Here is a 25483-nt window from a genome sequence, read left to right on the forward strand (position 1 = left end):
TATGCCACGTATTAAAGTTCTTCCACATGCGCAGATTTGCCCCGAAGGTGCTGAGTTTGAAGTCGAACCAAATGCCAATCTTTGCGAAAGCCTGCTGAAAAATGGCATTAAAATTGAACATGCTTGCGATATGTCAGCTGCGTGTACGACCTGTCATGTAGTCGTGCGCAAAGGTTTTGACAGCCTCGAAGAAATGAATGATGTTGAAGCTGATTTACTGGATCGCGCCTGGGGTCTAGAACCAGACTCACGTCTTTCTTGTCAGGTTAAGCTAGACGGTGAAGATCTGGAAATTGAAATTCCCAAATATACAATTAACCATGCGTCGGAAAATCATTAAGATTTTCGCTGCAAGCTCGATAAAAAACCACGCTCAGGCGTGGTTTTTTCTTTGCTAGAAAGAATTAAACTAAATTTAGATGAACTCTCTAAATATGTTCAATCACTTCATCTTCAAGCTTTAGTTTGACAATACCCTGCGAGTTGGTCATTTTCTGCTGAATTTCAATCCGTTTAATCATTTTTTCCAGTACATGAATTAACTCAGGATATTCAAAGTTTTGCACTTCGTCCAGATTAAGCAGTAAATGAAAACCCTTATATTCGTAATCGAACCAGCGCTGGTATTCGACTTTCTGAGACGCATATTTTTCCATCACCTGCCAGGTTCGCACTGGCGTTTTAATGCCTTTCAGGAAAATCGGCTTTTTCGGTGCGCAAAGATAATCATCCTTGATCAAATTATGAGTATCTTCTGAAATCAGGATTTCATCGACTGCCGCGGCACTTTGCAAACGCGCTGCCAGATTGGCATCACGCCCTACAATGGTATAAGCCATACGATGCGTGGCCCCATAATTTCCTACGTGGCAATAGCCGGTTGAAATTCCCATGCGGATATGGAGCGGCGGATAACCCATTTTTATCCAGCGTTCGCGCAGCAACTTCATTTGCTGACGCATTGCCAATGCCATTTCCATACAGTTTTTGGCATCCTGCTCCACGCCTTCAGAATGCGGATCACCAAAGAAAATTAGGATGGCATCACCCATGAACTTATCAACAGTTGCTTCATAGTTTTTTGCGATTTCGGTCATATGCCGAAGATAATCATTCAGCAGGAATGCCAGATCATCTGGAATCAGGGTTTCAGACAACTCTGTAAAACCTTGAATATCTGAGAAAAAAATCGTCAGTTTTTTACGTTTATACTCAATTTTAGCTTCAGACTCACCTTTCATGATCGATTGCCACAACTGCATAGGCGCATAGCGACTCAACTGATTGGCAAATTCCATATAACGGTTCATCTGTTCGAAATAATGGTCTTTCTTCTGGGTCATGTATTGCACACGACCACTTTGATAAAAACTTCCAACACCAAAATAGGTAATCAGGCAGATAAAACCAAGAACCGTCAGTTCACTACTGGTCGACTCAAAATAATTATTAAACCCGAAGACCAGAATATTGGCCAGATAGAAAAGCGTAATCCCGATCAGGCTGGCTAGAGAAGCCATCATAAATGAGATTTTATTACTAATTGCGGTATAGAGGACTGCCACCAGACCGAGTAAAGACAATACCAGGTCCAGATGCACGGCCGCCAGAACCACCGAAATGACAATCACATCGATCAGAAAAAGAATATTGCGCCGGATATGATAATCATATTTATAAATCATCCAGCGAGATAGCTTGGGGATGATCAGTAAAACCAGAAACAAAAAAAAGGGAACAAAAAGTTGATACTGGGTATCTGGTTCAGTGTAATGAAAAACGACCAGAACCACAGACAACATGATATATCCCATCATGCGATGGAAATATTCGAACTGATGAGGCTCTTTTTGAATCCAGTCGTCTAATTGCACTCACTCACTCCCTGAAGTCCGCAACTGTCCATGGTTCTTTGAATGCCTTTGACTGATCAGTCCATGCGCCAGTCAAATGGCATATCGCCCTGGCCACGTAAAGCCAGCATTAAGGTTTGACGCATGTGTGCAAGTACTTCACTGCTATATGGAACTGCAGGTGTGCCCCAAACCGGTTTTGGCCATGCAACATCGTTCTGGTAACGGACCACATGATGAAAATGCAATTGCGGCACCATATTGCCTAGCGCTGCTACGTTCATCTTATCCGCACGGAAAACACGTGCCAGCTGGCTAGATAACCAGCTTGACTCTCTTAAAAACTGCTCTTGGTCAGCTTGGCTCAATTCATATAGTTCAGAGACACCCGGCACACGTGGAATCAGAATCAGCCAGGGAAATTGCATATCATTCATCAAACGACATGTTGACAAAGGAAAGTCGCCTACAAAAAAAGTATCTTGAGCAAGTTGTGGATGCAAACTAAACATATCTTTATAAATGATGCAAAATTAGAATGATGGCTAATACTAACATATCCAACTGAAGCTGAATATTGGAAGCAATGTGTTTAAAGACAAATTCTCATGATTTGTTGCAAAGCAGATCACAACAATCACTCTAAACAATTCATCAAAAAAATCAAGCCTGTCGTTCCTGCAAATTTCATCCTGTAATGTAATCCCAGCTGAATTTTCAGGCTGATTTAATCGAATAAAATCAGTGTAATTCTTTGAGCAGACTATCCAGCAAATCCTGAATAAACTGAATCCGTTTTTGATAATCTTCCAGCATGACCATCACTTTCAGACGCTGTCCTCCCTCCATACGGAAATAGGTCGGATGTTTCTGCATCATCTGGATGATGGTCATCGCCTGAACCGGGGTATCCGGGGCAAATTCAATATGCCCGCCCTGGCTACTGATATCAATTTTGGTAATACCAAGCTGTTCGGCTTTCAGTCGAATCTGATGGACGGTAAATAGCTGTTTGACAGGTTGTGGCGGTATGCCAAAACGGTCGATCAATTCCATCCGGATATTGTCCAGTTTTTCCTGGGTATCGGTATTACTGATACGCTTATAAAACAACAGACGTTGATGGACATCGCCAAGATATTCATCCGGAATCAGTGCGGGCATATGCAGGGTAATTTCGGCAGTCAAAGACAATGGTGCATCGAAGTTTGGCGTTTTGCCTTTTTGAATGGCTTTGGTGGCTTTTTCCAGCATTTCCATATACAGGCTATAACCAATCGCCTGCATCGAACCACTCTGCTGCTCACCGAGCAATTCACCTGCGCCGCGAATTTCCAGATCTTCAGTTGCCAGCATAAAACCGGCACCCAAGGTTGATGCACGCTGAATGGCGTCCAGACGTTTTTCCGCATCACCTTTTAAGGCTTTTAAAGACGGCACCATTAAATAGGCATAAGCCTGATGATGTGAGCGCCCTACACGTCCGCGCAGCTGATGCAGTTGTGCCAATCCGAGTTTGTCAGCACGTTCAATCAGAATGGTATTGGCATTCGGAACATCAATCCCGGTTTCAATAATGGTCGAACATACCAGAACATTATATTCCTTATGATAGAACTGCTGCATCACCTGCTCCAGTTCACGTTCACGCATCTGCCCGTGGGCCACAATCACCCGCGCTTCCGGCACCAATTTACGGATATGCTCGGCGGCACGATCAATCGTATCAACTTCATTATGCAAAAAATAAACCTGACCACCGCGCAGTAATTCACGCAGAATCGCTTCTTTAATGGTGTCATCGGTATGTTCTTGCACAAAAGTTTTCACCGCAAGACGGCGTGCCGGCGGTGTGGCGATAATCGACAGATCACGCATGCCACTAAAGGCCATATTCAGCGTACGTGGAATTGGGGTCGCAGTCAGTGTCAGCATATCAACATCGGCACGCATGGCCTTGATTCGTTCCTTGTCGCGCACACCGAAACGATGCTCTTCATCGACAATCATCAGACCGAGATTCTTAAACTGGACATTTTCCTGCAAAATCTTATGTGTACCAATCACAATATCGACTTTACCTTCAATCAGGTCGTCAATGGTCTTGGTATGTGATTTGGAAGAACCGAAACGTGACAGCACTTCAATCCGGACCGGCCAGTCGGCAAAACGATCTTTGAATGAATCATAATGCTGTTGTGCCAGCAAGGTAGTCGGTACCAGAATCGCCACCTGCCGGTTATTCTGCACTGCAACAAATGCGGCACGCATTGCGACTTCTGTCTTGCCGAAACCGACATCACCACACACCAGTCGATCCATCGGTTTGGCCTGCTGCATATCCTGCAGCGTAGCTTCAATGGCATTGGCCTGATCCGGTGTTTCTTCATAAGCAAAGCCACTGGCAAATTGCATATACAGGCTTTGATCGATTTCAAAACTGATCCCGGGCTTGGAAGAACGCCGTGCCTGAATATGTAGCAATTCGGCCGCGACATCGTGAATCTGTTCCAGCGCTTTACGTTTGGCTTTATTCCACGCATCTGTACCCAGTTTATGCAAAGGTGCCAGATCCGGATCACCGCCACTATACCGGCTGATCAAGTGCAGATTGGTCACCGGCACGTAGACTTTTGCGGCATCTGCATAATCCAGCTGCAGGAATTCATGATCCTGATCATCAATACTTAAGGTGACCAGACCAGCATAACGTCCGACCCCATAATCGATATGTACCACAGGCGCACCCATGGTCAACTCAGTTAGACTTCGGATCAGAAACTCTTCGGAAACTTCCTGCAGACGCTTGCGACGGCGCTGTACCACCCGATGTTCATACAGCTGATTTTCAGAAATTACGCTAACACGATCAGTCAATACCAGACCGCGCTCTAAAGGCGCATTGGTAATGGCAATTGCATGCAGGGACTGGACAAAACTATCAAAATTTTCAACTGTTGGAATATCACCCAGACTTGGTCTTAAGGCGTCTTTGAGACTTTCACGGCGTCCCGCACTCTCAGCCACCAGCAGTACCGGATGATTGGCCTGATCAATATATTTTTTGACTTCATGAAACGGTTTTTCACGTTTCGGGTCTACAGGTAGACGCGGTGGCAACTGGGTATCAAGATTCAATACTCCAGCTTTTTGATCAAAAGGTGTTTGTGCGGCAATAATGCGTGCAAACTGATTCAGTTGCTCCAGCACCTGATTGGTCTGAAAAAACAGGCTTTCTGGGGGCAAGATCGGCTGATCGACATTGTGGCGACGGTCTTCATAACGGCGCACAACATCTTGCCAAAATTGGCTGAGACTTTCTTCGAGAGCCCTATCTGTAATGACAATGCCATTCTTTGGTAGGTACGAAATCAGTGAACTTTGGCCTTGCATGGCTTCCGCGCTGAAAAACAAGGGCAAATAAAACTCGATTCCCGGCGAGACTATGCCATCCATCACATCCTGATAGATCGGGTTTTTCTTTGGATTCGCGGTCGGGAAAAATTCGGCATAGCGGTCACGGAAAGTGGCACGACCTTCCTTGAGCGGAAATTCCTGTGCCGGCAATACGGTAAACTGCTGCAAACTTTCTGTGGTGCGCTGAGTTTCAGAATCAAAAAATTTCAGGCTTTCAATTTCATCATCAAACAGGTCAATCCGAATTGGTGCTTCCTGTCCCGATGCGTAGATATCCATGATACTGCCGCGCACTGCGAATTCACCCGGATCATAAACGGTATCGACCAGATGATAACCCGCCTGAATCAGCTTTTTCTTTTGTTGTTCCAGATCAAATTTCTGACCGACATGAATATCAAAATGCTCACCCAGAATCCATGAGGTCGGCGCTACACGTTGTGCCAGAGTTGAGGCGGACAGCAACAGTACACCTGTTTTGGGCATATTGGATAAGATTGCCAGACGTTCCGAGACAATATCCTGATGTGGGGAGAGACGGTCATAAGGCAAGATTTCCCAATCTGGAAAAATCGTGGGTTTAATCCCATAAAATTCCAGTTCACTTTCCAGTTGACCCAAATGCTGATTATTACGTGCAATCACGATAAATAAACGCGATTGCTGCTGCACGATTTCTTTAAGCAATAATGCAGTTGAGGAACCTTGCAGATTACCTAACCAGCGTTTCTCGCCTGCTTTGAGCTGTGGTAAATTGAGTTGGGAAATTTCTTGCTGGAACATGGATATAGCTTTAAAGTCTAAATAACCTGAGGCTTATACTAGCACGATGATCTCAGGATATTTTGTTATTTTTATGCAGTCTTGCGACATCAATACACATCGAAAATAAGCCACTTTTGCAGCTTATTTTTGATCACGCAGAAAGTTACGATAATAATCATTTAACTTCTTAAGGATCATTTTGAATTGCAGCAGGTTTTCTTTGGTATTGCCTAAAGTCGCATTAAAACGCTGATGGGCAATTTCCAGATCAATTTTTTCATTGATCAGCATTGCGGTATCATATAACGCTTTTAAATCATCAAACTGTTTTAAACGGCGATTCGACAAATACTCCAACCGTGCACCCAATTCCTGATTGAGTTGAATACCATCGACGATATAACCTGTACCTTCTACATACTGGATATTCTGCTCTTCTAAATATAGCTGTGCAGCAGTCGGTTTATTACTTTTAAATAATGCACTAATTTTATCAAACATCGCCATTTACCCAGCCAAATATAGTTCAGCTTATAGTCTAGATGAAAATGCCTCAAATCCACATCCTGAACTTGAGGCAAATTATCAAAATAGCAGCTGTTCGATGTTACAGACGATTTAAGGTCTCTGGCTCTGTTAAGAAACCTGTTCGAACTGATTCTCTGCTGAAGGGATTTCAGACACCAGATTTTCAAATGCAAAAATCTCTTCTAATTGCGCTTCACTCAATAAACCCAACTCTAATACCACTTGTGGCACGGTTTTATTTTCGCGCATACATTGTTTGCCGATTTCATCGCATTTGGCATGTCCCAATATCGGTTCAAGCAAGGTCACAATCCCGACACTGCGCATAACTGAACTTAAGCAGATCTGCTCATTGGCCTGAATACCAGCAATACATTTCTGATTCAGAGTTTGCATGCCTTGGGTCAATAACTGAATTGATTCATTCATCGCCACAGCAATCACAGGTTCCATGACATTCAATTGTAGCTGCCCGGCTTCCGCAGCCATAGTAATGGTTAAATCATTACCAATCACCCGGAAGGCAATCTGATTCACAACTTCTGGAATTACCGGATTGATTTTTGCCGGCATGATCGAAGAACCCGCCTGTAATTCGGGTAACCGAATTTCAGCCAGACCTGTACGCGGTCCCGAACTGAGCAGGCGCAGATCATTACAGATTTTGGACAGTTTTACCGCGAGACGTTTTAAACTGCTCGACAGAATAATAAAGACGCCACAATCACTGGTCGCCTCGACATAATCTGCGGCTCCTTTTAAAGGCAGACCAGTCAGGTGCACCAAAGTTTCTACCACCCGCTTAGCATAGCCCGGTGGTGTATTAACCCCGGTCCCAATCGCAGTAGCACCTAAATTGACTTCCAGCAATAACTGTCGCATCTGCCTAATCATTTTCAGATCTTCTTTTAATAAAGTCGCAAATGCTCGGAATTCCTGTTCCATAGTCATCGGAACTGCATCTTGTAACTGGGTACGTCCCATCTTGATAACATATTTAAATTCAGCCGCCTTCTGGCCTATACACTCTATTAATGCGTTAAGTACATTCAATAATTCGTCCAGACTGCTATAGGTTGCCAGACGCAAGGCTGTTGGATAAACGTCATTGGTCGATTGCGAGGTATTGACGTGATCATTCGGATGCAGAATGTGATAATCACCTTTCTGATGGCCCGACATTTCAAGGGCAATATTGGCGATCACCTCATTGGCATTCATATTGATGGATGTTCCGGCACCGCCCTGATAAGGATCGAGTGGGAATGCCGATTGCCACGCTTCCGGATGCTGAATCAATTCATCACAAGCTTTCTGAATGGCAGTACTGGTCTGCTCAGGCAATTTTTTAAAATGCAGATTAGCCTGTGCCGAGGCTTTTTTTACTTGGGCCAAGGCACGAATAAAATGTGTTTGTTGTCCCACGGCCAGTCCGGAAATCTTAAAATTTTCGATAGCACGTAAGGTATGAATCCCATAATAGCTATGTAATGGAATCTGTTTTTCACCCAACAAATCACGTTCTATGCGGGTTGGTTCGATTTGAAGCATATTGTCCACGGAAAAATACTCTTGGCGATGCACCGTATTTGGTGTGATCTCAATATGAGCAAACAAATCCACGTCTAATATGAAGACTTTGCCCTAGATTTGCTACTGTTTATTACCAATACGATAGAGCTGTTAATTCTGTAATTTTATGTAATTGTCTGACTAAAATCTCTCTACGTTAATTGTTTATTTTGCATTGCCACTTTTTTCTTAATCGCCGTCTTTTCGCCTTGTATCCCCTTAGCTCCTCATTGTCCAATTTCAGTGAATCTGAAGTAAATTTACAATAAGGAAACATAAAAGCTGTGCAATTGTTACAGAGTGTAATTTTTAAACCATGCTTGAATCACTGCCTTGCGATCTCCGTACAAAAAATCATCTTGGACGATGATTTTCATATTTACAGGATGCCCTGCCTATGACTTATTTAAATCCCACCCTGATTACCTTCGTGTTTTATATTATCGCCATGATTGCAATCGGTTTATATGCTTACCGTGCAACCTCTAATTTTGATGAATATATTTTAGGTGGGCGAAGTCTGGGCAGCGTAGTCACTGCACTTTCTGCAGGTGCATCGGACATGAGTGGCTGGCTATTGATGGGTCTTCCGGGGGCCATTTACCTCTCCGGCCTGTCAGAAGCGTGGATTGCCGTCGGTTTGATTATCGGCGCATGGTTAAACTGGTTACTGGTCGCTGGCCGGTTACGTGCACATACCGAATACCAGAACAATGCCCTGACCTTACCGGATTATTTCACCAGCCGTTTTTCCGACCGCAAGCGTATTTTACGAGTATTGTCAGCTCTGGTGATTCTGGTGTTCTTTGCAATTTATTGCGCCTCGGGTATGGTTGCAGGCGCACGTCTGTTTGAAAGTCTTTTTGGCTGGAATTACACCACAGCACTTATGATTGGTGCGATGGCGACCATTCTCTATGTCTGTATTGGCGGCTTTTTGGCAATCAGCTGGACAGATACATTCCAGGCCGGTTTGATGATTTTTGCCTTATTGCTGACTCCGATCATTACCTTCTTGGCCTTGGGCGACAACAGCCAGCAAGTGAGTGTCATCCTTGAATCGGCTCGCCCACATGCTTCAAGCATGCTTGAAGGTTTAAGCACCGTCGCGATTATTTCCAGTCTGGCCTGGGGTTTGGGTTATTTTGGCCAGCCGCATATTCTGGTGCGTTTTATGGCAGCAGATTCAGTCAAAATCATTCCTGCTGCACGCCGCATTGGCATGACCTGGATGATTCTATGTCTAGGCGGTGCAATGGCTGCCGGTTATATCGGCATAGCCTATTTTACGGTCAATCCGGCACTGAATTCGGTGGTGAATCAAAATCCTGAAACGGTATTTATGGAATTAACCAAAATTCTGTTTAATCCTTGGATTGCCGGAATCATTCTGGCTGCTATCTTGGCGGCAATTATGAGTACCTTAAGCTGTCAGCTTCTGGTCTGCTCAACCACCCTCACCGAAGATTTATACAAGAGTTTCCTGCGTAAAAATGCTTCACAAAAAGAGCTGATCTGGGTAGGTCGTGGCATGGTCTTGGTGATCGCGTTGGTTGCAATTTCATTGGCGATTAAACCGAACAGTAAGGTTTTGGGTCTGGTGGCTTATGCCTGGGCCGGCTTTGGTGCTGCATTCGGCCCGCTGATTATCTTGTCTCTGTTCTGGAAACGAATGACCCTCAACGGCGCAATTGTGGGTATGGTGGTTGGTGCCGTGACTGTAATTGTCTGGAAAAATTACATGGGTGATACCGGTCTGTATGAGATTATTCCGGGCTTTATTCTGGCCACGCTCAGCATTATCATCGTCAGCCTGCTGGATAAAGCACCTAGCGAAGATGTGGTACATCGTTTTGAAATGGCTAAAGCCGAGTATCAAAAAGAAATGGCGGAAATGAAAAAATAAACATTGTCTTCAGCATAAATTAAAGGGACTTTCGAGTCCCTTTTTGATTTTAATTTACTGCTAATTATTTAGCTTTTCCCGGCATTTTCAGATGAATTCTTTGACTTTCTTTAATCACTTCCATCACCGGATAACTGCGCGTTTCTTTAATGCCGGGCAATTGCCACAAGATCTGACCTGAGATTTTGCGGAATTCATCCATATTGGCACAGCGGATTTTCACCACAAAATCAAAACCGCCACTGATCATATGACATTCGATAATTTCAGGAATCTGCCGCACAGCATGGGAAAATTCATCTAGAACATTCGGTGTGGTTTTATCCAGTAGAATTTCAACAAAGACCACAAAACCTTTATTCAACATGATGGGATTGAGGCGCGCTTCATAGCCCACAATAAAACCTTCACGGGTCAGCTTTTGTACACGTGCCAAAGCTGCCGTAGGTGACAGATTGACCAGTTCAGCCAGTTTGATATTGGACAGCTTGGCATCAGATTGCAATAAACCCAGTATACGAATATCTATACGGTCAAGGTTCAAATAAGGACTTGGCATTAGAATTATTCTCTAAAAAAAGCGAAGACTATAGTGAGATATTCGTCAAATATTCTGTGATTATAGATTAAAACTCATTCACCTCAAAGAACTGATTGACGCAGTACAGGAAGTCACTATGCCAACCACTCTCCGCCCAGATTCAATTTTAGATGCGGCCCAGCACTCGAATTATATTGCTGAATTTAAACATAAAAACCAATACGAAGAACGGATTAATACGGCATGGCGTCGTGCTGAAACTGAATGCGTCGAAGAGTTATTGGCCCATAGTGAAATTTCTTCCGAGATAAGTGACAAGATTCAGGCACTTGCCTTTGATCTCGCACATTCCTTGCGTGAGCGCAAAAGTTCCACTGGGAAAGCCGGTATCGTACAGGGTTTATTGCAGGAATTTTCTTTATCCTCTCAGGAAGGCATTGCCCTGATGTGTCTGGCAGAAGCCTTGCTGCGGATTCCGGACAAAGCCACACGTGACTTGCTGATCCGTGACAAAATCAATCAAGGTAACTGGAAAGAACATTTGGGCCAGAGCCAATTGATGTTTGTGAATGCGGCCGCCTGGGGATTGATGCTGACCGGCAAGCTGATGGAAACCCCACAGCAAAAAAACCTGTCTAGCTTGTTGACTGGTATTTTGGCACGCAGTGGCCGCGGAATTATTCGTAAGGCCGTCGATGTTGCCATGCGCATGATGGGCGAGCAGTTTGTTACGGGTGAAACCATTGATGAAGCATTAAAAAATGCGGAGCCGCTGGAAGAAAAAGGCTTTCGCTATTCCTATGACATGCTGGGTGAAGCAGCACTGACCGATCCGGATGCTGAACGTTATTATCAGGATTATCAGCAAGCCATCCATGCTATTGGTCAAGCATCACAGGATAAAGATGTTTATGACGGGCCTGGAATTTCTATCAAACTCTCTGCGCTGCATCCACGTTATCAGCGCTCACAAATGGATCGTGTACATAACAAACTCTATGCAAAAGTACTGAAACTCGCGGTCCTGGCCAAGCAATACAATATTGGTTTAAATATCGATGCTGAAGAAAGCGATCGCCTTGAAATTTCGCTGGAACTGTTAGAACGCCTGTGTTTTGAACCGCAATTGCAGGACTGGAAAGGCATTGGCTTTGTGATTCAAGCCTATCAAAAACGCTGCTTCTATGTCGTGGATTACATCATTGATCTGGCGAAGCGCAGCCAGAAACGCCTGATGATTCGTCTGGTCAAAGGCGCGTATTGGGATAGCGAAATCAAAAAGGCCCAGATTGATGGAATGTCGGATTACCCGGTATTTACCCGCAAGGTACATACCGATCTGTCTTATATCACCTGTGCGCGTAAGCTGTTGGCTGAACCGGATTATATTTACCCGCAATTTGCCACTCATAATGCACAAACGGTAGCGACGATTTATCAGCTGGCGCAACCTGAGCAGTATTATGCAGGCCAATATGAGTTTCAATGTTTGCATGGCATGGGCGAACCGCTCTATGCAAATGTCGTGGGCGATACATCGAAAAATAAACTGGGTGTTCCCTGCCGGATCTATGCGCCAGTCGGCAATCATGAAACCTTGCTGGCTTATCTGGTGCGTCGTTTACTGGAAAATGGTGCCAATACGTCCTTCGTCAATCGTATTGCCGACAAGACCTTGAAAATTGAAGATTTGATTGAAAATCCACAGCAAACGATTTTAAAGGCATCAAAACAGGAAAACGTATTGGGTGCCAAGCATCCGCATATTCCCTATCCGCAAGATCTTTATACCGATGCACGACTGAACTCTTCAGGACTCGATTTGGCCAATGATGCTGAACTCAGGGTTTTAAATGACGTCGCATCCAATCTGGCAAATACGCAATTTCAGGCAGCGGCTATGGGAACGGCATTTAGCAACGTGGATACGACCCATGCAGTTCCCGTAATCAATCCGGCACAACATCAGGATGTGGTCGGCACGGTCTATGAAGCAACTTCTGAACAGGCCGAAATTGCACTCACCCAAGCCCTCAATGCACAAAGTTTCTGGGCTAATTTGCCTAAAAATGAGCGTGCTGCCTGCCTGAATAAAGCCGCAGAACTGATGGAACAGCGCTTGCTTCCGCTCATGGTTCTTCTTTCTCGTGAATCAGGTAAAACCTATGCCAATGCGATTGCTGAGGTTCGTGAAGCAGTAGATTTCTTACGCTATTATGCAGCTCAAGTTTTGGATCTCAGTGACCATGTACAGATCCAGCCTTTAGGCACCGTGCTATGTATCAGTCCATGGAATTTCCCGCTGGCGATTTTTACCGGCCAGATTTCAGCGGCACTGGTAGCAGGTAATACCGTGATTGCCAAACCGGCTGAACAAACACCGCTCATTGCAGCACAAGCCGTACAGATTTTATGGGAAGCAGGGATTCCGCAGGATGTATTACAGCTGCTACCTGGGCGCGGTGAAACCATTGGTGCACAGCTCACTGCAGATTCGCGTATTCAGGGCATCATGTTTACCGGTTCCACCGAGGTCGCCCAAATTCTACAAAAAACCGTTGCAGAACGGCTAAACCAGTTTGGAGAAAGCGTCACCCTGATTGCTGAAACCGGTGGTCAGAATGCCATGATTGTGGATTCATCCGCCCTGACCGAACAGGTGGTGCTGGATGTTGTGAGCTCTGCCTATGACAGTGCCGGTCAACGCTGTTCTGCCCTGCGTGTCCTCTGTGTGCAAGAAGATAATCTGGAGGCTGTGCGCAACATGCTCAAAGGTGCGATGCAACAGTTGCGCGTTGGCAATCCGGTCTTGCTTAAAACCGATATTGGTCCGGTGATTGATGCAGAAGCCCAACAAAATATCCAACAGCATATTGAGCAGATGCGCAGCAAAGGCCATAAAGTTTATCAGTTGATGTTTAATCAAGACCAGACTGAATTAACTCCAGGAACATTCATTGCACCAACCCTGATTGAACTGCCAAATCTGGATGATCTGGAACGTGAAGTATTTGGTCCGGTACTGCATCTGATCAGCTATAAATATGGCGAACTGGAACAGTTATTAGATCAGATCAACAGTAAGGGCTATGGCCTGACTATGGGTTTGCACACGCGCATTGATGAAACCATGCAAACCGTGATTGCGCGAGCAGAAGTCGGCAACCTGTATATCAACCGCAATATCGTTGGTGCTGTCGTGGGTGTCCAGCCATTTGGTGGTGAAGGCTTGTCCGGCACCGGCCCGAAAGCGGGTGGCCCGTTGTATATCTACCGTTTAATGCATCACGTATCCGAGAAAAAACTGGCTCAGCCTTATGCAGTTCAAGCGGAGCCAGCCCTTGTTGAAAATCACCTTGTTCAGGAGTTTAAAGCTTGGTTAGCTAAAACTTTCCCAACTTTATCTTTAAAAGCGCCTATGCAAATTGCGACTGGTCAAAGCTTTAGCCTGCAAGGCCCAACTGGTGAGGATAATCAGTACATCATCTTGCCACGAGAAAGTGTTTTATCCTTAGCACATACCGAGCAGGATCAGATTCAGCAAATTCTGGCGATTTTATCGGTTGGCAGTCGTCCTGCGGTACTGGCGGACAATACTTTTATGCTGAAATATTTACCAACGATGCCGGCCGCGGTCAGCAAGCAGTTTAAAGTGATCCGGAATATTGAAATAGGTGCATTTGGTGCCGTCCTGCATCATGGTGACACTGCTGAACTGATTGATTTGCAGAAACGCATTGCAGCCCGAAAAGGTCCAATTATTAGTGTTACTCATTTGAGTTCGGGAAACTACGATATTCCGGTCGAACGATTGGTGATTGAACGCGCCATCAGCATCAATACGGCGGCGGCAGGCGGCAATGCCAGTTTAATGACCATGGGTAATCTCTAAATAAGTCGAATAAATCCCGCATTTTTAGTTCAAATATTTCCTCTTTATGACCAAATTTTTCTCCTCAGAGTGTTTGGTCTTTTTTATGCAGTTTTTAAAGCCGTTCTACCAGAATAGGCTTAGGCAGATCGGCAATTTTTTGCTACCATTTGCGCTTTAAAATATTTGCGATTTCTTACTGCATATGACCTCATCTTATCAGCAACAACTTGAAGCCAAAATTGAACGCATCAGCGCTCAGTTTGCCGAATATCAACCACCTGCTTTAGAAGTATTCCAGTCTCCTGAAAAATATTTCCGCATGCGTGCTGAATTCCGGATCTGGCATACTGAAGATGATCTGTTTTATGCCATGTTTGAACGTGACGAGAACAACAATAAAAAAGTGATTCGGATTGATGAGTTTCCAATTGCAGACCGCAGTATTAATGACTTGATGCCGCAACTACTGGCAGCATTCAAGGCAGATGCCAATCTGGGTCATCGCCTGTTTGAAGTACATTTTCTGGCGACTTTAAGTGGTCAGGTTCTGGTATCCCTAATTTATCACCGTAAACTGGATGAAAGCTGGGAACCAGCAGCAAAAGCGCTGGCGGAAAAACTCAACATCAAACTGATTGGTCGCAGCCGTGGCCAGAAATTTGTCCTGACTGATGAATATGTGGTGGAAGAACTGTCTGTTTTTGATCGTCGCTATAAATATAAGCAGATCGAAAGCAGCTTCACCCAGCCCAATGCACAAGTTTGTCAAAAAATGCTGGAATGGGCATGTGATGCAGCGGAACAATCAGATAAAGATTTGCTGGAACTCTACTGTGGTAATGGCAACTTCACTCTGCCGCTTTCAACCAAGTTCCGCCGTGTATTGGCCACTGAATTAGCCAAATCTTCAGTTTATGCAGCTGAGTGGAATATTGAGCAGAACCAGATTGAAAATATTCAGGTTGCGCGTCTGTCTGCCGAAGAATTCACTCAAGCTTATAATGGCGAACGTGTTTTCCGCCGCTTGCAGGAAGCACAAATCGATATTTCGACTTATGATTTTGATACGGTATTTGTCGATCCACCGCGTGCTGGGATTGATACTGAAACACTGAAGTTGTTACAACGTTTCCAGCGTATTATTTACATTTCATGTAATCCAGATACTTTATATGACAATCTGAAACAATTGTCTCACACCCACAAAATCAGCAAATTCGCCATGTTCGACCAGTTTCCTTATACTCACCATGTAGAGACAGGTGTTTTACTGGAAAAAGTATAAAGAATTTGTTTCAATTTATTATATTGTTACAATAATGGAGCTTTTTGAAGCTCCATTTTTTGTATTAACAATCATAAACTTAATAATAAATATTGACTTGTACAGCAAGAAATATCGTTAGAAATATTGGCTTCAATCGGAAATTTTCAAGTCTGACTGCTGCTTTTATCACATAGGTCCTATTGCTTTATTTATTTAATTGGCTATATTTCACTCTATGTTAGGTTGTTGTATGAAGGCTCTATGAGTTTTTGGCAAAAGTTGTTTTCTAATGAACAACACAATGAACACAAGAATCAAATCGCTTGTGTTGAAAATGATTGCTCTTGCAAGACAAATGAACAGCTTCTTGAAGCACTTTCTAAAGCCACTGATGAAGAAATCATCATCGGAATTAAAAAGGTTCTCGTATCTCGAGGCTATAGCCGCAAAGAGCTGAATGAACTTCAGCACTTGCCATTGCAATAATCGGCCAACGTTACAGCCGTAAAAAAAGCACCTGTTTCATCAGGTGCTTTTTTTATTTGGAGAAGTGGGATTGTATAATTTAATCCCCTCTTCCTTTACTCAGGTTATAAGGCTAAAAATGACTTGAGAGTCTCTGTCATTAGGCAGAGAAATTCTGCATGATACCTTCGATTCCAGGTTTTGATTTTAGAGCAAGAGCTGATTTTCTTAGGCTATTTAGATCTTTTTATCACCTCTATATTTCTTCGATTCTAGCTTCTTTGAATTATTTAAAAAATGATGATCAAGTCTCCAATTTTATTCTGAAATGCAGACAAGACATCGATTAATTTTGTAAAACACAGTACACTTCCTATTAAACGACAATGCTTTTAAATGGCTTAATTCTGATATGCAGCGGACTAAACGGTTTCCCATAGGGGCACATCTTATGGTCAAACATTTCGGCTATACCCATCACGGGATTTATGCCGGACGTGGTCGTGTCATTCATTATTCCGGTTTTGCGCATTTATTCAAAAAACGCCCTATTGAAATCACCTCGATTGAAAATTTCAGTCAGGGTAAACCAATTCACATACAGCATTATGATTCGGCAAAATATAAAGGTCGTAAAGTGGTACGTCGCATGCGTTCCAGAATGCATGAAAATAACTATCATCTGATTATTAATAATTGCGAGCATTTGTGCACTTGGGCCATTACCGGCGTGGAAAGTAGTCCGCAAGTAATTTACATGATGAATCGCCTGACGACGATTGGCTATATCAGCTCAATGATGAGTTTTATGAACAGCATGTTCCTGACCCTGACCACCACCAGTTTCGCATTGGCACTGTACATCAAGAAGAAACTCAGAGATAAAGCCAAGCAGCGTTTGCAACAATATCGTGAATTGCAAGATCAGGCTAAAACCAAGGTGTCAGACCTGACTAATTTTAAACATCGTTAATTCAACACCTAGTCTACCGATAAATAATGAGCAGGAAAGGTTGAAGCCGTGTTTACATTTTGAAGATATAGATAGCAAATCAGGTTAAATAGCCTTTTCTGGCTTGAATCGCCTCAGGTAGTGCTTTACCTAAAGAGCTTAGGGTTTCCCGCTCTACCAGTCGTACAATTGAATCTAGCGGCAGATCGTTGTCCTGCAAGCCAAAGGGTTCTTCCAGTTCCGCACTGAGCTCATCCAGCCCGAGCAACATATAAGCAATCAATCCGACCAGAATCGGCGTCCACAGGCCTAAATTCGCCTGCAAACTGAAAGGCAAGATAAAGCAAAAAGAATAAACCGCACGATGCAACAACACCGAATAAGAAAATGGCAATGGGGTTGACAAAATCCGGTCACAACCGGCCTGAATATCTCCCAAGGCCACAGTATGCTGATTCAGGTTGTTATAAATAATATCGCTGATCTTGCCCTGCTGATACTGTTGTACCAGCTGTTTTTGCATCTGCTCCAGCACCCATTGTGAGGGATTGATTTGCATGGGCAATTGCTCGAATGATTCGGGTTCAAAGCTGGCAGTGGCCTGATAAGCCTGAATGCTGGACATTTGCTGTCTCAATCGGTCCCGTAATAGATGGGTAAACAGCATCATGCGGTACAATAAGATTTCACGAGTTTGATCGTCCAGAACGTGGCTGTCACGGCATAAATGACGCGTGGTTGCAATCAGCGCACCCCAAAGCTTGCGTCCTTCCCACCATCGATCATAGCAGGCCGTATTTCTAAAACTTAAAAAAATCGAGAGAATGACACCAAAAATCGTAAAGCCAATTGCCGGGACAGCAGGAAGGCTGACGAAATGCGCCTGACTCAAATACACCAGCAAGGCAGAAATAAAGACCACCAAAACCAATGCGGGCAGCACCTTGGGCAGAATCGTTCCCTGCCAGGCAAACAGTAAACCTAAACTATTATTCTTATCACGCACAATCATGGAATGTTCCCTGCTGTATTAAAAAAGCCCAACCAGAGTTGGGCTTTTTACATTTTGACTTAAACCAGCTTATTTGCCCGGTTTAAAGCTGTCCTTAAGATCAAGGATACGGTTAAATACCGGTTTTTCGCTGGAATGATCATATTGATCCGCCACAAAATAGCCTTCACGCTCAAACTGGAAACGATCTTCCGGCTGAGCTTGCGACAAAGCAGGCTCAATCACGGCTTGAACCACCTTCAATGATTCAGGGTTGAGGTTTTCCAGAAAGTCATCGCCCACTTCAGGATCAGACTCCGTAAACAGACGATCGTAAATACGCACTTCGGCAGGAATACCCTTAGTCGCAGATACCCAGTGAATCACGCCTTTCACCTTACGACCTTCAGGATTTTTACCTAAAGTTTCAGGATCAATCGAACATTTCAGCTCAACCACTTCACCATTTTCATCTTTAATGACTTCATCGCATTTGATGACATAGGCATGACGTAAACGGACTTCACCGCCTGGAATCAGACGTTTAAAGCCTTTTGGTGGCTCTTCTTCAAAGTCTTTACGGTCAATAAACAGCTCGGTCGTCAGTGGAATAACACGCTCACCCATATCGACATTCGGATGACGTGAATGGGTCAGGTCCATGTCAGCTGGCAAATTGGTTAAAGTCACTTTGAGTGGATTTAACACAGCCATACCACGCGCGGCGGTATTTTCCAGAGACTGGCGAATACTGTATTCCAGCATGGCTACATCGACGATACTGCCATCAACCTTCGATACACCGACGCGCTGACAGAAATCACGCAGACCTTCAGGGGTGAAACCACGACGACGCATACCGACTACAGTTGGCATACGTGGGTCATCCCAACCCTGAACAAAGCCACCTTCAACCAGTTTACGCAGTTTACGCTTTGAGGTGATGGTGTAATCCACGTTCAAACGGCTAGATTCGTACTGACGTGGCACTGACGGTGATTTAACTTTTGCTATCACCCAATCATAGAACGGACGATGATCTTGGAATTCCAAGGTGCACAGTGAGTGCGTAACGCCTTCAATCGCATCAGATAATGGATGCGCATAGTCATACATTGGATAAATTTTCCATTTATCGCCAGTCTGATGATGTTCAGAATGCAAAATACGATACAGAATCGGATCACGCATATGCACGTTCGGTGAAGTCATATCGATCTTGGCGCGTAAAACAGCCTGACCTTCCGCGTATTCACCGCAACGCATTTTTTCAAAACGTTCTAGGTTTTCCGCAACAGTTGCATCACGTTGTGGCGAGTTTTTACCCGGCTCAACAAAGTTACCACGGTTTAAACGGATCTCTTCTGGACTTTGCAAATCAACATAGGCATCACCCTGCTCAATCAGCTGAACTGCCCAGGTATAAAGTTGATCAAAATAGCTTGATGCATAACGCGGCTCACCTTCCCACTGGAAGCCTAGCCATTTCACGTCATTGGCAATACCATCAACATATTCCTGTTCTTCGGCATCCGGATTGGTATCATCAAAACGCAGGTTACAAACACCTTTAAATTCTTCAGCAATTCCGAAGTTCAAGCAAATTGCTTTCACATGGCCAATATGTAAATAGCCATTCGGCTCAGGCGGAAAACGCGTCACTACCTGTTGAACGCGACCAGCAGCTAAATCATCGGTAATGACCTGACGTACAAAATCCAAGCCTGGTTGTTGCTCTTGCTGCTGCACTGAATCGACTGCACTGTTATTTTGGGTCGGGTTCTCGGGCAGAGATGTCACAACATCATTTGGCTTCATGATCAATCATTCACTTCTAAAGTTAAAAAGGGATTAACAAATATTTAATCGTACAATTTGTACGTATATTCATTAACAAAGTTCCTTAGTTTAACTATAGGTGATTAATCTCTCAACCGCTAACTCGGGTATTTGATTTCAATTCACTCATTTTAAAAAGTGAAAATACGGCAACCTGTCTATAACCAAACTATCCAGGCGTTAAAAGATTAGAAAATGTTTTAATCCATGCTTGTCAGAAATATTACGCCATGTCTGTCAGTATTTGAAATGCCTTGATAAATCAACGTATAAATAAGGTATTATTTTTATGCTTTTAACAAAGAAAATAATGTTTTTACTTGCCTTGTCGAACGCAGTTTGCTTATGCTTCACTCATTCAGAAAAAACCATGGCACTTGTCCATGATCAGGAGATTACACAATGAGTTTTCCTCAAGTCGAATTAAACACCAATAAAGGTCGTATTGTTCTAGAACTCAATACTGAAAAAGCACCTAAAACCGTAGCTAACTTTTTAGAATACGTACGTGACGGTTTTTATGACGGCGTAATTTTCCACCGTGTTATTGATGGTTTCATGATCCAGGGTGGCGGCATGGATGAAAACTTCAAGGAAAAAGCAACACGTGATGCAATCGAAAACGAAGCAGACAATGGCTTGACCAATGACGAAGGTACGATTGCAATGGCGCGTACTCAGGCTCCGCACTCTGCTTCTGCCCAGTTCTTCATTAACGTGAAAAACAACTCATTCCTGAACCACACTGGCAAAACTGCTCAAGGTTGGGGCTATGCCGTATTTGGTAAAGTTGTTGAAGGTATGGATGTTGTAAATGAAATCAAAAACGTGCGTACTGGTAACCGTGGCTATCACGCTGACGTTCCTCTAGAAAATGTCGTGATCGAATCTGCAAAAATCATTTCTGAATAAGTTTAAATCCTCCCTGAGTAGCACTGCTACGCAAGTCCTTTAATAAAGGAGGGAATCACCTTTTATCAAAATAAGGTTTTCCTCCCTTTTTCAAAGGGAGATCAGGAGGGATTAAATTAAAGAAGGAAAAGATTCGTGACCTATCTGTTTATCTCAGATTTACATTTGTCACCTGATCACCCTCGACTTGTTCGGGGGTTTTTAGATTTATTAACTGAATATCAAGATCGAAACACCCACCTGTATATTCTGGGTGACTGGTTCAATGCTTGGATTGGCGATGACTATACCTCTCCATGGCTGGACGAGATTGTCATTGCATTAAAACAGTTTACTCAAGCAGGCAATCAGGTTTATTTTCTGGTAGGTAATCGGGACTTTGCCTTAGGTCAGGATTTTTTGGATCAATTTTCTGGACAACTTTTGCCAGAGATTGCCCATTTTAATATTGGCTCGACCCGATATCGCATTGAACATGGCGATGCTCTGTGTACCGACGATGTGTCCTATCAACGGTTTAGAAAAATAATTCGTCATCCTTGGGTTTTAGGCGTATTACGCAAAATGCCGCTCAGCTTTCGTGCCAGACTGGCCAGTGGCTTTCGTAAAAAAAGCCATGAAGCGCAGCAATTAAAAAGCTATGCCGTGATGGATGTGAATGCATCTGCCGTAGAAACTGCCTTCAAACAAGCTGATGTGCTGATTCACGGTCATACACATCGGGCTGCCATTCATCAAGCAGCTAATAAAAAGCGCATTGTACTGGGTGACTGGAAACAGGAATATGCTGAAATTCTGGAAATCAAGCCAGACCAAAATTTTGATATGCTGAAACTAAAAAAGTGGCGATATTAATCAGCCACTTTTTTTAAGATATAGATTAGCTTAACACAAACGATAAAGCTGGTTCACACCGGTATAAAAGCTTTTACCATCAAGATTAAAAAGGATTTCCTCACCAGTTTGCAGCTGGATCATTTTTCCAACTTCTACCCAGATAAAACCATCCAGAGTGCTCTGTTTACGCTTTAAAGGAACTAATTTAACGTTAATTTCACCACCATTTACGGCAGTGGCGACATGCCATTCATTTAATATATTCAAAATATTTACTCATAATATGAGCTTTTTGTGACAGTACAAAGAGATTAATAAAACCAAATTTGTATAATAATTCTGTAGTTACTAGATGTTATTCAAGCTTAAATGCTTGAACCAAAAGTGAATCACAATCAGCTAAAATAATAAAAGCGAGAACTATACTCGCTCGAAGTTTTGCCACTATACCCTTTATTTCTTAGGAAAGCAAACATACATTGTCATTACAAATAACGATTTGAATTATGCTTTAAACCCTTATTTTGTAAATCTTATTTTATGAGTTAGACATAACCCGATCTTAAATAGTTCATAATAAATATCATCGACAGTCAGCTTAGCACTAAGAATAGAAAGTTCCATTCTGCTGTTTTTTGATAATTCACAATAAAAACAACACTATTTAAAACTGCGAAAAAAGATATGAATTATGAAACACGCTTTCTGTACTTATTGATGTCTTTGCTGGCACTTATTCTCTCAAATGCTTTGCTGTTCTTGTAAAAACTGTTCCGCTCCCTGAAGATTCATTAGGATTTTCTTATATTTGAATGAATAGCTTTCTTAGACAGTTTTTGATTAAAAATAAATCAAAACCTAAGTAAGCTATTCATTCAGAAGTTCTTATTGATTAATAGCCGCCAGTCAGGTGAATTACATTGATATCCTTTCTATATTTTCCTAGCAGATCACGTAAAGAATTCATCAAAACGCTGGTATCCACGCCCACAGCGACAAACTCAGTACCAAGCTCGAGATATTTCTGAGTCACTTCATGCTGGGTCGACAAAATCCCTGCGGCCTTGCCGGCAGCACGAATACGTTGAATGGCATCTACTACTGCTTTTTGCACTTCAGGATGATTTGGATCACCTTGATAGCCCATGGTCGCAGACAAGTCTACCGCACCAATAAATACCCCATCAATCCCGTCAAGCTGAAGAATAGCATCCAGATTTTCCAGCCCTGTCACTGATTCAATCTGAATTAATAGACAGATTTCCTCATGAGCCCTTTGATAATAATCCGGAATACTGTTCCAGCGGGTAGCACGTGCCAGCGCAGCGCCTACACCACGAATCCCTTCAGGCGGATAACGAACTGCCTTTACCATAAGCTCGGCCTGTTCCACAGTTTCCACCATCGGAATCAACAGCGTTTGTGCTCCGATATCAAGGAGCTGCTTAATCAGTTGTACGCTGCCAATGGGCGGCCGTACTACGGCTTGCGAGGGATAAGCAGCAATACTTTGCAGTTGTGACAAGGTCGTTCTCAGATCACTGGGTGCATGCTCACCATCAATCAACAACCAGTCGTAGCCTGCATTGGCTGCAATCTCGGTACCATAGGCATCGGCCAGTCCAATCCATAAGCCGATTTGCTGCTGGGTTTTAAGTTTGTGTTTAAAATAATTGGTCACTTGCATCCGCTAACCTATTTGCATGTTGCTGCCGATGCCTCTTATTAAACGCTTCTTGCTTAAAAGTGCCAATAGACAAAAAATAGTTTTTAATCTGATTTAGCTCTAAGTTTGGCTGACACACAGTTCAAGATCATTTTAGAATTGGCTTTGCTAGATGCTGTTTTATTGTAATAATCTGGGGAATAGGAAAGTGTATATAGTTAAAATCCCTACCCGCTGCTTATTTGAAAAGATTGGAGTCCATTGATGGATTTACTCAAGATCGCGCAAAATCGCTACACCACTAAAGCCTATGATCCTAGCAAAAAAATCCCCCCAGCCCAGTTTGATCGCCTGTTAGAAATTTTGCGTCTTACCCCCTCTTCGATCAATATTCAGCCGTGGCATTTTTTGATTGCGGATCATGATGCTGCCAAAAAGCGCATTGCAAAAGCCTTGGTCGGCACTTATGCCTACAATGCACCCAAAGTTCTGGATTCTTCACATACCATTTTATTCTGCACCAAAGCAGATATTAATGAGCAACATTTAGACAACTTATTAAACCGTGATGATCTTAGCGGCCGTTTTAAAGATGAATCTGCCAAGGAAGGCCAGAAAAATACACGCGCAGGCTATATACATTACTATCGTAATGAAAAAGGAGATATTCAGCGCTGGGCGGAAAACCAGACCTTTATTGCACTAGGCCAGTTGCTTCTGGCTGCCGGAATTGAAGGTATCGATGCCACACCGATTGGCGGTTTTGATGAAGAGATTATCAGTGAAGAACTACAACTTGCAGAACAGGGTTTGATCCCTTCCGTATTGTTGACTTTAGGCTATCGCAGTGAAAATGACTTCAATGCCAAGCTACCTAAATCACGCCTACCTGCCGAAGATATTTTCACCAAACTGTAATTAAATTATGTTATAAAAGGGGCCAAGTGCCCCTTTGCATATCAATTCGGGCCTATTTTTTGCTTTATTCTCCAAATATCTAACTAGAATAACAATTAGAGGTATCCATGTCTGTTATAGCTTCCCGCTCCTTAAAATTCGAATGCAAACATTGCGATAAAATCTATTTACACCATTATGCGCATTCCCAGTATCGTTATCCGCATTGTCCCGACTGTAAACAGGCCGGCTTGCTGCTGGGACGGGCAGAAAAACAAGACCTGCTGCGTTATCCGCTTGAATTTGCCTCTTCCTATGTTAGACAGACATTGCATAAGCTAGGCAAATCACACTGATCACACCTAGGATTAATCCTATCGTGCTTGCAGGTTTGAGGCGCTCCTTAAAGATCAGCAACCCTGCAATTACACCAAAAATGACTACCAGAATATTCATGCCGGCAAACACGATTGCCGGTGTATCTTTAAGCAGCATATGTGCCTTGACATAAAAGGCGATGTTGGCGAAGTTCAGTACGCCCAGTAGCAGGCCTAAGCCGATGTCCTTGCCGGACCCCAGATGATGATATTTGAGTAGTAGATACAGCATCGATAGAATCATGGCGCATACAAACATCAGATTAAGCGCTACGGCAAATTGCAAACCCAAGCTGGTCGTATATTTCAACAATACATCAATCAGTGCATAACCCATCCAGACCAAACCCAGATATAACATTCCCTGACTGCCCTGCCCGCTACTTTGGCGATGTGAAAGCAGAATGCACAGTACTGCACTGATCCCCAAGGCAATACCCAGTATTTTTAGCTGGTTGAACTGTTCCTGAAAAATAAAATAGGCTGCCGCCAGAGATAAAACCACCGAGAGACGCTGGGCAATTTCTGTTTTTAAAATTCCCGCTGTCTGTAAGGCCTGAGCCAGAAACAGGAACACGCTTGGAAGCAAAATACCCAAGGCTAAAATGAGTAACCACGGTGTCTGGGTCATTGAAATATGCTGAATATCAGGCTTGAACCAGACAAAACATAAGAGACTAGCTGAGGCATAATTCCAGCTAATCATGTGAATCGGGCTCAAGCCCTTGTTCCTGGCGACTTTTAATAATATTGAGACTACAACACTACATAATGCTGCAATAAAAATCAGTTCCATACGCTGCTCTTATTTTTTCATCTTTATT

General features: G+C 43.4%; 21 protein-coding genes. 10 read left to right on the top strand and 11 right to left on the bottom strand.

Going from position 1 to position 25483, the window contains the following annotated elements:
- Position 1 precedes the first annotated feature (1 nt).
- Entirely contained in the window at positions 2-340 is a 339-nt protein-coding gene (gene fdx / locus H9629_RS12190; RefSeq protein WP_191731178.1) for an ISC system 2Fe-2S type ferredoxin, read from the top strand.
- Positions 341-428: 88 nt separating this feature from the next.
- Here the strand turns inward: fdx and H9629_RS12195 are convergent, their stop codons facing one another.
- From H9629_RS12195 to aspA, 5 genes are all read right to left on the bottom strand, one after another.
- Positions 429-1874 carry an adenylate/guanylate cyclase domain-containing protein gene (locus tag H9629_RS12195; protein WP_064102061.1) on the bottom strand — a complete coding sequence of 482 codons (1446 nt, stop codon included), beginning with the start codon at positions 1872-1874 and terminating at the stop codon, positions 429-431.
- A gap of 56 nt (positions 1875-1930) precedes the next feature.
- Positions 1931-2365, bottom strand: coding sequence for an HIT domain-containing protein (locus H9629_RS12200; RefSeq protein WP_004646760.1), 435 nt, complete (start codon positions 2363-2365; stop codon positions 1931-1933).
- Between the two features lie 229 nt (positions 2366-2594).
- On the bottom strand, positions 2595-6053 hold the full coding sequence (gene mfd, locus H9629_RS12205; RefSeq protein WP_064096073.1) for a transcription-repair coupling factor: 3459 nt from the start codon (positions 6051-6053) through the stop codon (positions 2595-2597).
- 123 nt (positions 6054-6176) lie between these two features.
- Positions 6177-6542, bottom strand: a complete 366-nt coding sequence (locus tag H9629_RS12210) for a hypothetical protein (protein WP_171255283.1) — start codon at positions 6540-6542, stop codon at positions 6177-6179.
- Positions 6543-6671: 129 nt separating this feature from the next.
- Positions 6672-8114: an aspartate ammonia-lyase gene (gene aspA / locus H9629_RS12215; protein WP_064102166.1), complete on the bottom strand. Its 1443-nt coding sequence runs from the start codon at positions 8112-8114 to the stop codon at positions 6672-6674.
- A gap of 418 nt (positions 8115-8532) precedes the next feature.
- On the opposite strand from aspA, the gene putP reads away from it, so the two are divergent.
- Positions 8533-10041, top strand: coding sequence for a sodium/proline symporter PutP (gene putP / locus H9629_RS12220; protein WP_064102059.1), 1509 nt, complete (start codon positions 8533-8535; stop codon positions 10039-10041).
- Between the two features lie 64 nt (positions 10042-10105).
- Here the strand turns inward: putP and H9629_RS12225 are convergent, their stop codons facing one another.
- Positions 10106-10600, bottom strand: coding sequence for an Lrp/AsnC ligand binding domain-containing protein (locus tag H9629_RS12225; RefSeq protein ID WP_191731179.1), 495 nt, complete (start codon positions 10598-10600; stop codon positions 10106-10108).
- Between the two features lie 118 nt (positions 10601-10718).
- Here H9629_RS12225 and putA point away from each other — a divergent pair, with 118 nt between their 5' ends.
- The 4 genes from putA to H9629_RS12245 all read left to right on the top strand — a co-directional run bounded on the left by putA (position 10719) and on the right by H9629_RS12245 (position 17161).
- A complete protein-coding gene (gene putA / locus H9629_RS12230) occupies positions 10719-14474 on the top strand; it encodes a trifunctional transcriptional regulator/proline dehydrogenase/L-glutamate gamma-semialdehyde dehydrogenase (protein WP_191731180.1) in 3756 nt (1251 codons plus the stop codon).
- A 184-nt stretch (positions 14475-14658) separates the two neighbouring features.
- A complete protein-coding gene (gene trmA / locus H9629_RS12235) occupies positions 14659-15741 on the top strand; it encodes a tRNA (uridine(54)-C5)-methyltransferase TrmA (protein ID WP_064102057.1) in 1083 nt (360 codons plus the stop codon).
- Positions 15742-15984: 243 nt separating this feature from the next.
- Positions 15985-16209, top strand: coding sequence for a hypothetical protein (locus H9629_RS12240; protein WP_034436106.1), 225 nt, complete (start codon positions 15985-15987; stop codon positions 16207-16209).
- 391 nt (positions 16210-16600) lie between these two features.
- Complete coding sequence (locus tag H9629_RS12245) at positions 16601-17161, top strand: lecithin retinol acyltransferase family protein (RefSeq protein WP_064096068.1); 561 nt, start codon at positions 16601-16603, stop codon at positions 17159-17161.
- Between the two features lie 79 nt (positions 17162-17240).
- On the opposite strand, the gene H9629_RS12250 is transcribed toward H9629_RS12245, so the two are convergent.
- Positions 17241-18152 (bottom strand): bestrophin family protein, encoded by a 912-nt coding sequence (locus H9629_RS12250; protein WP_144723968.1) that lies wholly within the window; start codon positions 18150-18152, stop codon positions 17241-17243.
- A 69-nt stretch (positions 18153-18221) separates the two neighbouring features.
- Positions 18222-19949 carry a glutamine--tRNA ligase/YqeY domain fusion protein gene (locus H9629_RS12255; RefSeq protein ID WP_191731181.1) on the bottom strand — a complete coding sequence of 576 codons (1728 nt, stop codon included), beginning with the start codon at positions 19947-19949 and terminating at the stop codon, positions 18222-18224.
- A gap of 423 nt (positions 19950-20372) precedes the next feature.
- Between H9629_RS12255 and H9629_RS12260 the strand changes: the two genes are divergently transcribed.
- On the top strand, positions 20373-20882 hold the full coding sequence (locus H9629_RS12260) for a peptidylprolyl isomerase (RefSeq protein ID WP_064096065.1): 510 nt from the start codon (positions 20373-20375) through the stop codon (positions 20880-20882).
- Between the two features lie 135 nt (positions 20883-21017).
- Positions 21018-21737 carry a UDP-2,3-diacylglucosamine diphosphatase gene (locus H9629_RS12265; protein WP_064102055.1) on the top strand — a complete coding sequence of 240 codons (720 nt, stop codon included), beginning with the start codon at positions 21018-21020 and terminating at the stop codon, positions 21735-21737.
- Positions 21738-21767: 30 nt separating this feature from the next.
- Here the strand turns inward: H9629_RS12265 and H9629_RS12270 are convergent, their stop codons facing one another.
- A complete protein-coding gene (locus tag H9629_RS12270; RefSeq protein WP_171254949.1) occupies positions 21768-21989 on the bottom strand; it encodes a transposase in 222 nt (73 codons plus the stop codon).
- Between the two features lie 622 nt (positions 21990-22611).
- A complete protein-coding gene (hpaI, locus tag H9629_RS12275) occupies positions 22612-23406 on the bottom strand; it encodes a 4-hydroxy-2-oxoheptanedioate aldolase (RefSeq protein WP_064096062.1) in 795 nt (264 codons plus the stop codon).
- Positions 23407-23649: 243 nt separating this feature from the next.
- Here hpaI and nfsB point away from each other — a divergent pair, with 243 nt between their 5' ends.
- Both nfsB and H9629_RS15395 read left to right on the top strand, forming a co-directional pair.
- Complete coding sequence (gene nfsB / locus H9629_RS12280) at positions 23650-24303, top strand: oxygen-insensitive NAD(P)H nitroreductase (RefSeq protein ID WP_191731182.1); 654 nt, start codon at positions 23650-23652, stop codon at positions 24301-24303.
- Positions 24304-24410: 107 nt separating this feature from the next.
- Positions 24411-24638, top strand: a complete 228-nt coding sequence (locus tag H9629_RS15395) for a hypothetical protein (protein WP_081406359.1) — start codon at positions 24411-24413, stop codon at positions 24636-24638.
- Here the strand turns inward: H9629_RS15395 and H9629_RS12285 are convergent.
- Positions 24601-25455 (bottom strand): DMT family transporter, encoded by an 855-nt coding sequence (locus H9629_RS12285; RefSeq protein ID WP_064102053.1) that lies wholly within the window; start codon positions 25453-25455, stop codon positions 24601-24603. The genes H9629_RS15395 and H9629_RS12285 overlap by 38 nt on opposite strands.
- Between the last annotated feature and the right edge of the window lie 28 nt (positions 25456-25483).

The sequence above is a fragment of the Acinetobacter pecorum genome, assembly GCF_014837015.1.
Taxonomy (GTDB): Bacteria; Pseudomonadota; Gammaproteobacteria; order Pseudomonadales; family Moraxellaceae; genus Acinetobacter; species Acinetobacter pecorum.

What these genes read in the sequence shown, in the direction of transcription:
- fdx (WP_191731178.1), top strand. Translation starts at nt 2, where the DNA reads ATGCCACGTATTAAAGTTCTTCCACATGCGCAGATTTGCCCCGAAGGT.
- H9629_RS12200 (WP_004646760.1), bottom strand. Translation starts at nt 2,365, where the DNA reads ATGTTTAGTTTGCATCCACAACTTGCTCAAGATACTTTTTTTGTAGGC.
- mfd (WP_064096073.1), bottom strand. Translation starts at nt 6,053, where the DNA reads ATGTTCCAGCAAGAAATTTCCCAACTCAATTTACCACAGCTCAAAGCA.
- H9629_RS12210 (WP_171255283.1), bottom strand. Translation starts at nt 6,542, where the DNA reads ATGGCGATGTTTGATAAAATTAGTGCATTATTTAAAAGTAATAAACCG.
- aspA (WP_064102166.1), bottom strand. Translation starts at nt 8,114, where the DNA reads ATGCTTCAAATCGAACCAACCCGCATAGAACGTGATTTGTTGGGTGAA.
- putP (WP_064102059.1), top strand. Translation starts at nt 8,533, where the DNA reads ATGACTTATTTAAATCCCACCCTGATTACCTTCGTGTTTTATATTATC.
- H9629_RS12225 (WP_191731179.1), bottom strand. Translation starts at nt 10,600, where the DNA reads ATGCCAAGTCCTTATTTGAACCTTGACCGTATAGATATTCGTATACTG.
- putA (WP_191731180.1), top strand. Translation starts at nt 10,719, where the DNA reads ATGCCAACCACTCTCCGCCCAGATTCAATTTTAGATGCGGCCCAGCAC.
- trmA (WP_064102057.1), top strand. Translation starts at nt 14,659, where the DNA reads ATGACCTCATCTTATCAGCAACAACTTGAAGCCAAAATTGAACGCATC.
- H9629_RS12240 (WP_034436106.1), top strand. Translation starts at nt 15,985, where the DNA reads ATGAGTTTTTGGCAAAAGTTGTTTTCTAATGAACAACACAATGAACAC.
- H9629_RS12245 (WP_064096068.1), top strand. Translation starts at nt 16,601, where the DNA reads ATGCAGCGGACTAAACGGTTTCCCATAGGGGCACATCTTATGGTCAAA.
- H9629_RS12250 (WP_144723968.1), bottom strand. Translation starts at nt 18,152, where the DNA reads ATGATTGTGCGTGATAAGAATAATAGTTTAGGTTTACTGTTTGCCTGG.
- H9629_RS12255 (WP_191731181.1), bottom strand. Translation starts at nt 19,949, where the DNA reads ATGAAGCCAAATGATGTTGTGACATCTCTGCCCGAGAACCCGACCCAA.
- H9629_RS12260 (WP_064096065.1), top strand. Translation starts at nt 20,373, where the DNA reads ATGAGTTTTCCTCAAGTCGAATTAAACACCAATAAAGGTCGTATTGTT.
- hpaI (WP_064096062.1), bottom strand. Translation starts at nt 23,406, where the DNA reads ATGCAAGTGACCAATTATTTTAAACACAAACTTAAAACCCAGCAGCAA.
- nfsB (WP_191731182.1), top strand. Translation starts at nt 23,650, where the DNA reads ATGGATTTACTCAAGATCGCGCAAAATCGCTACACCACTAAAGCCTAT.
- H9629_RS15395 (WP_081406359.1), top strand. Translation starts at nt 24,411, where the DNA reads ATGTCTGTTATAGCTTCCCGCTCCTTAAAATTCGAATGCAAACATTGC.
- H9629_RS12285 (WP_064102053.1), bottom strand. Translation starts at nt 25,455, where the DNA reads ATGGAACTGATTTTTATTGCAGCATTATGTAGTGTTGTAGTCTCAATA.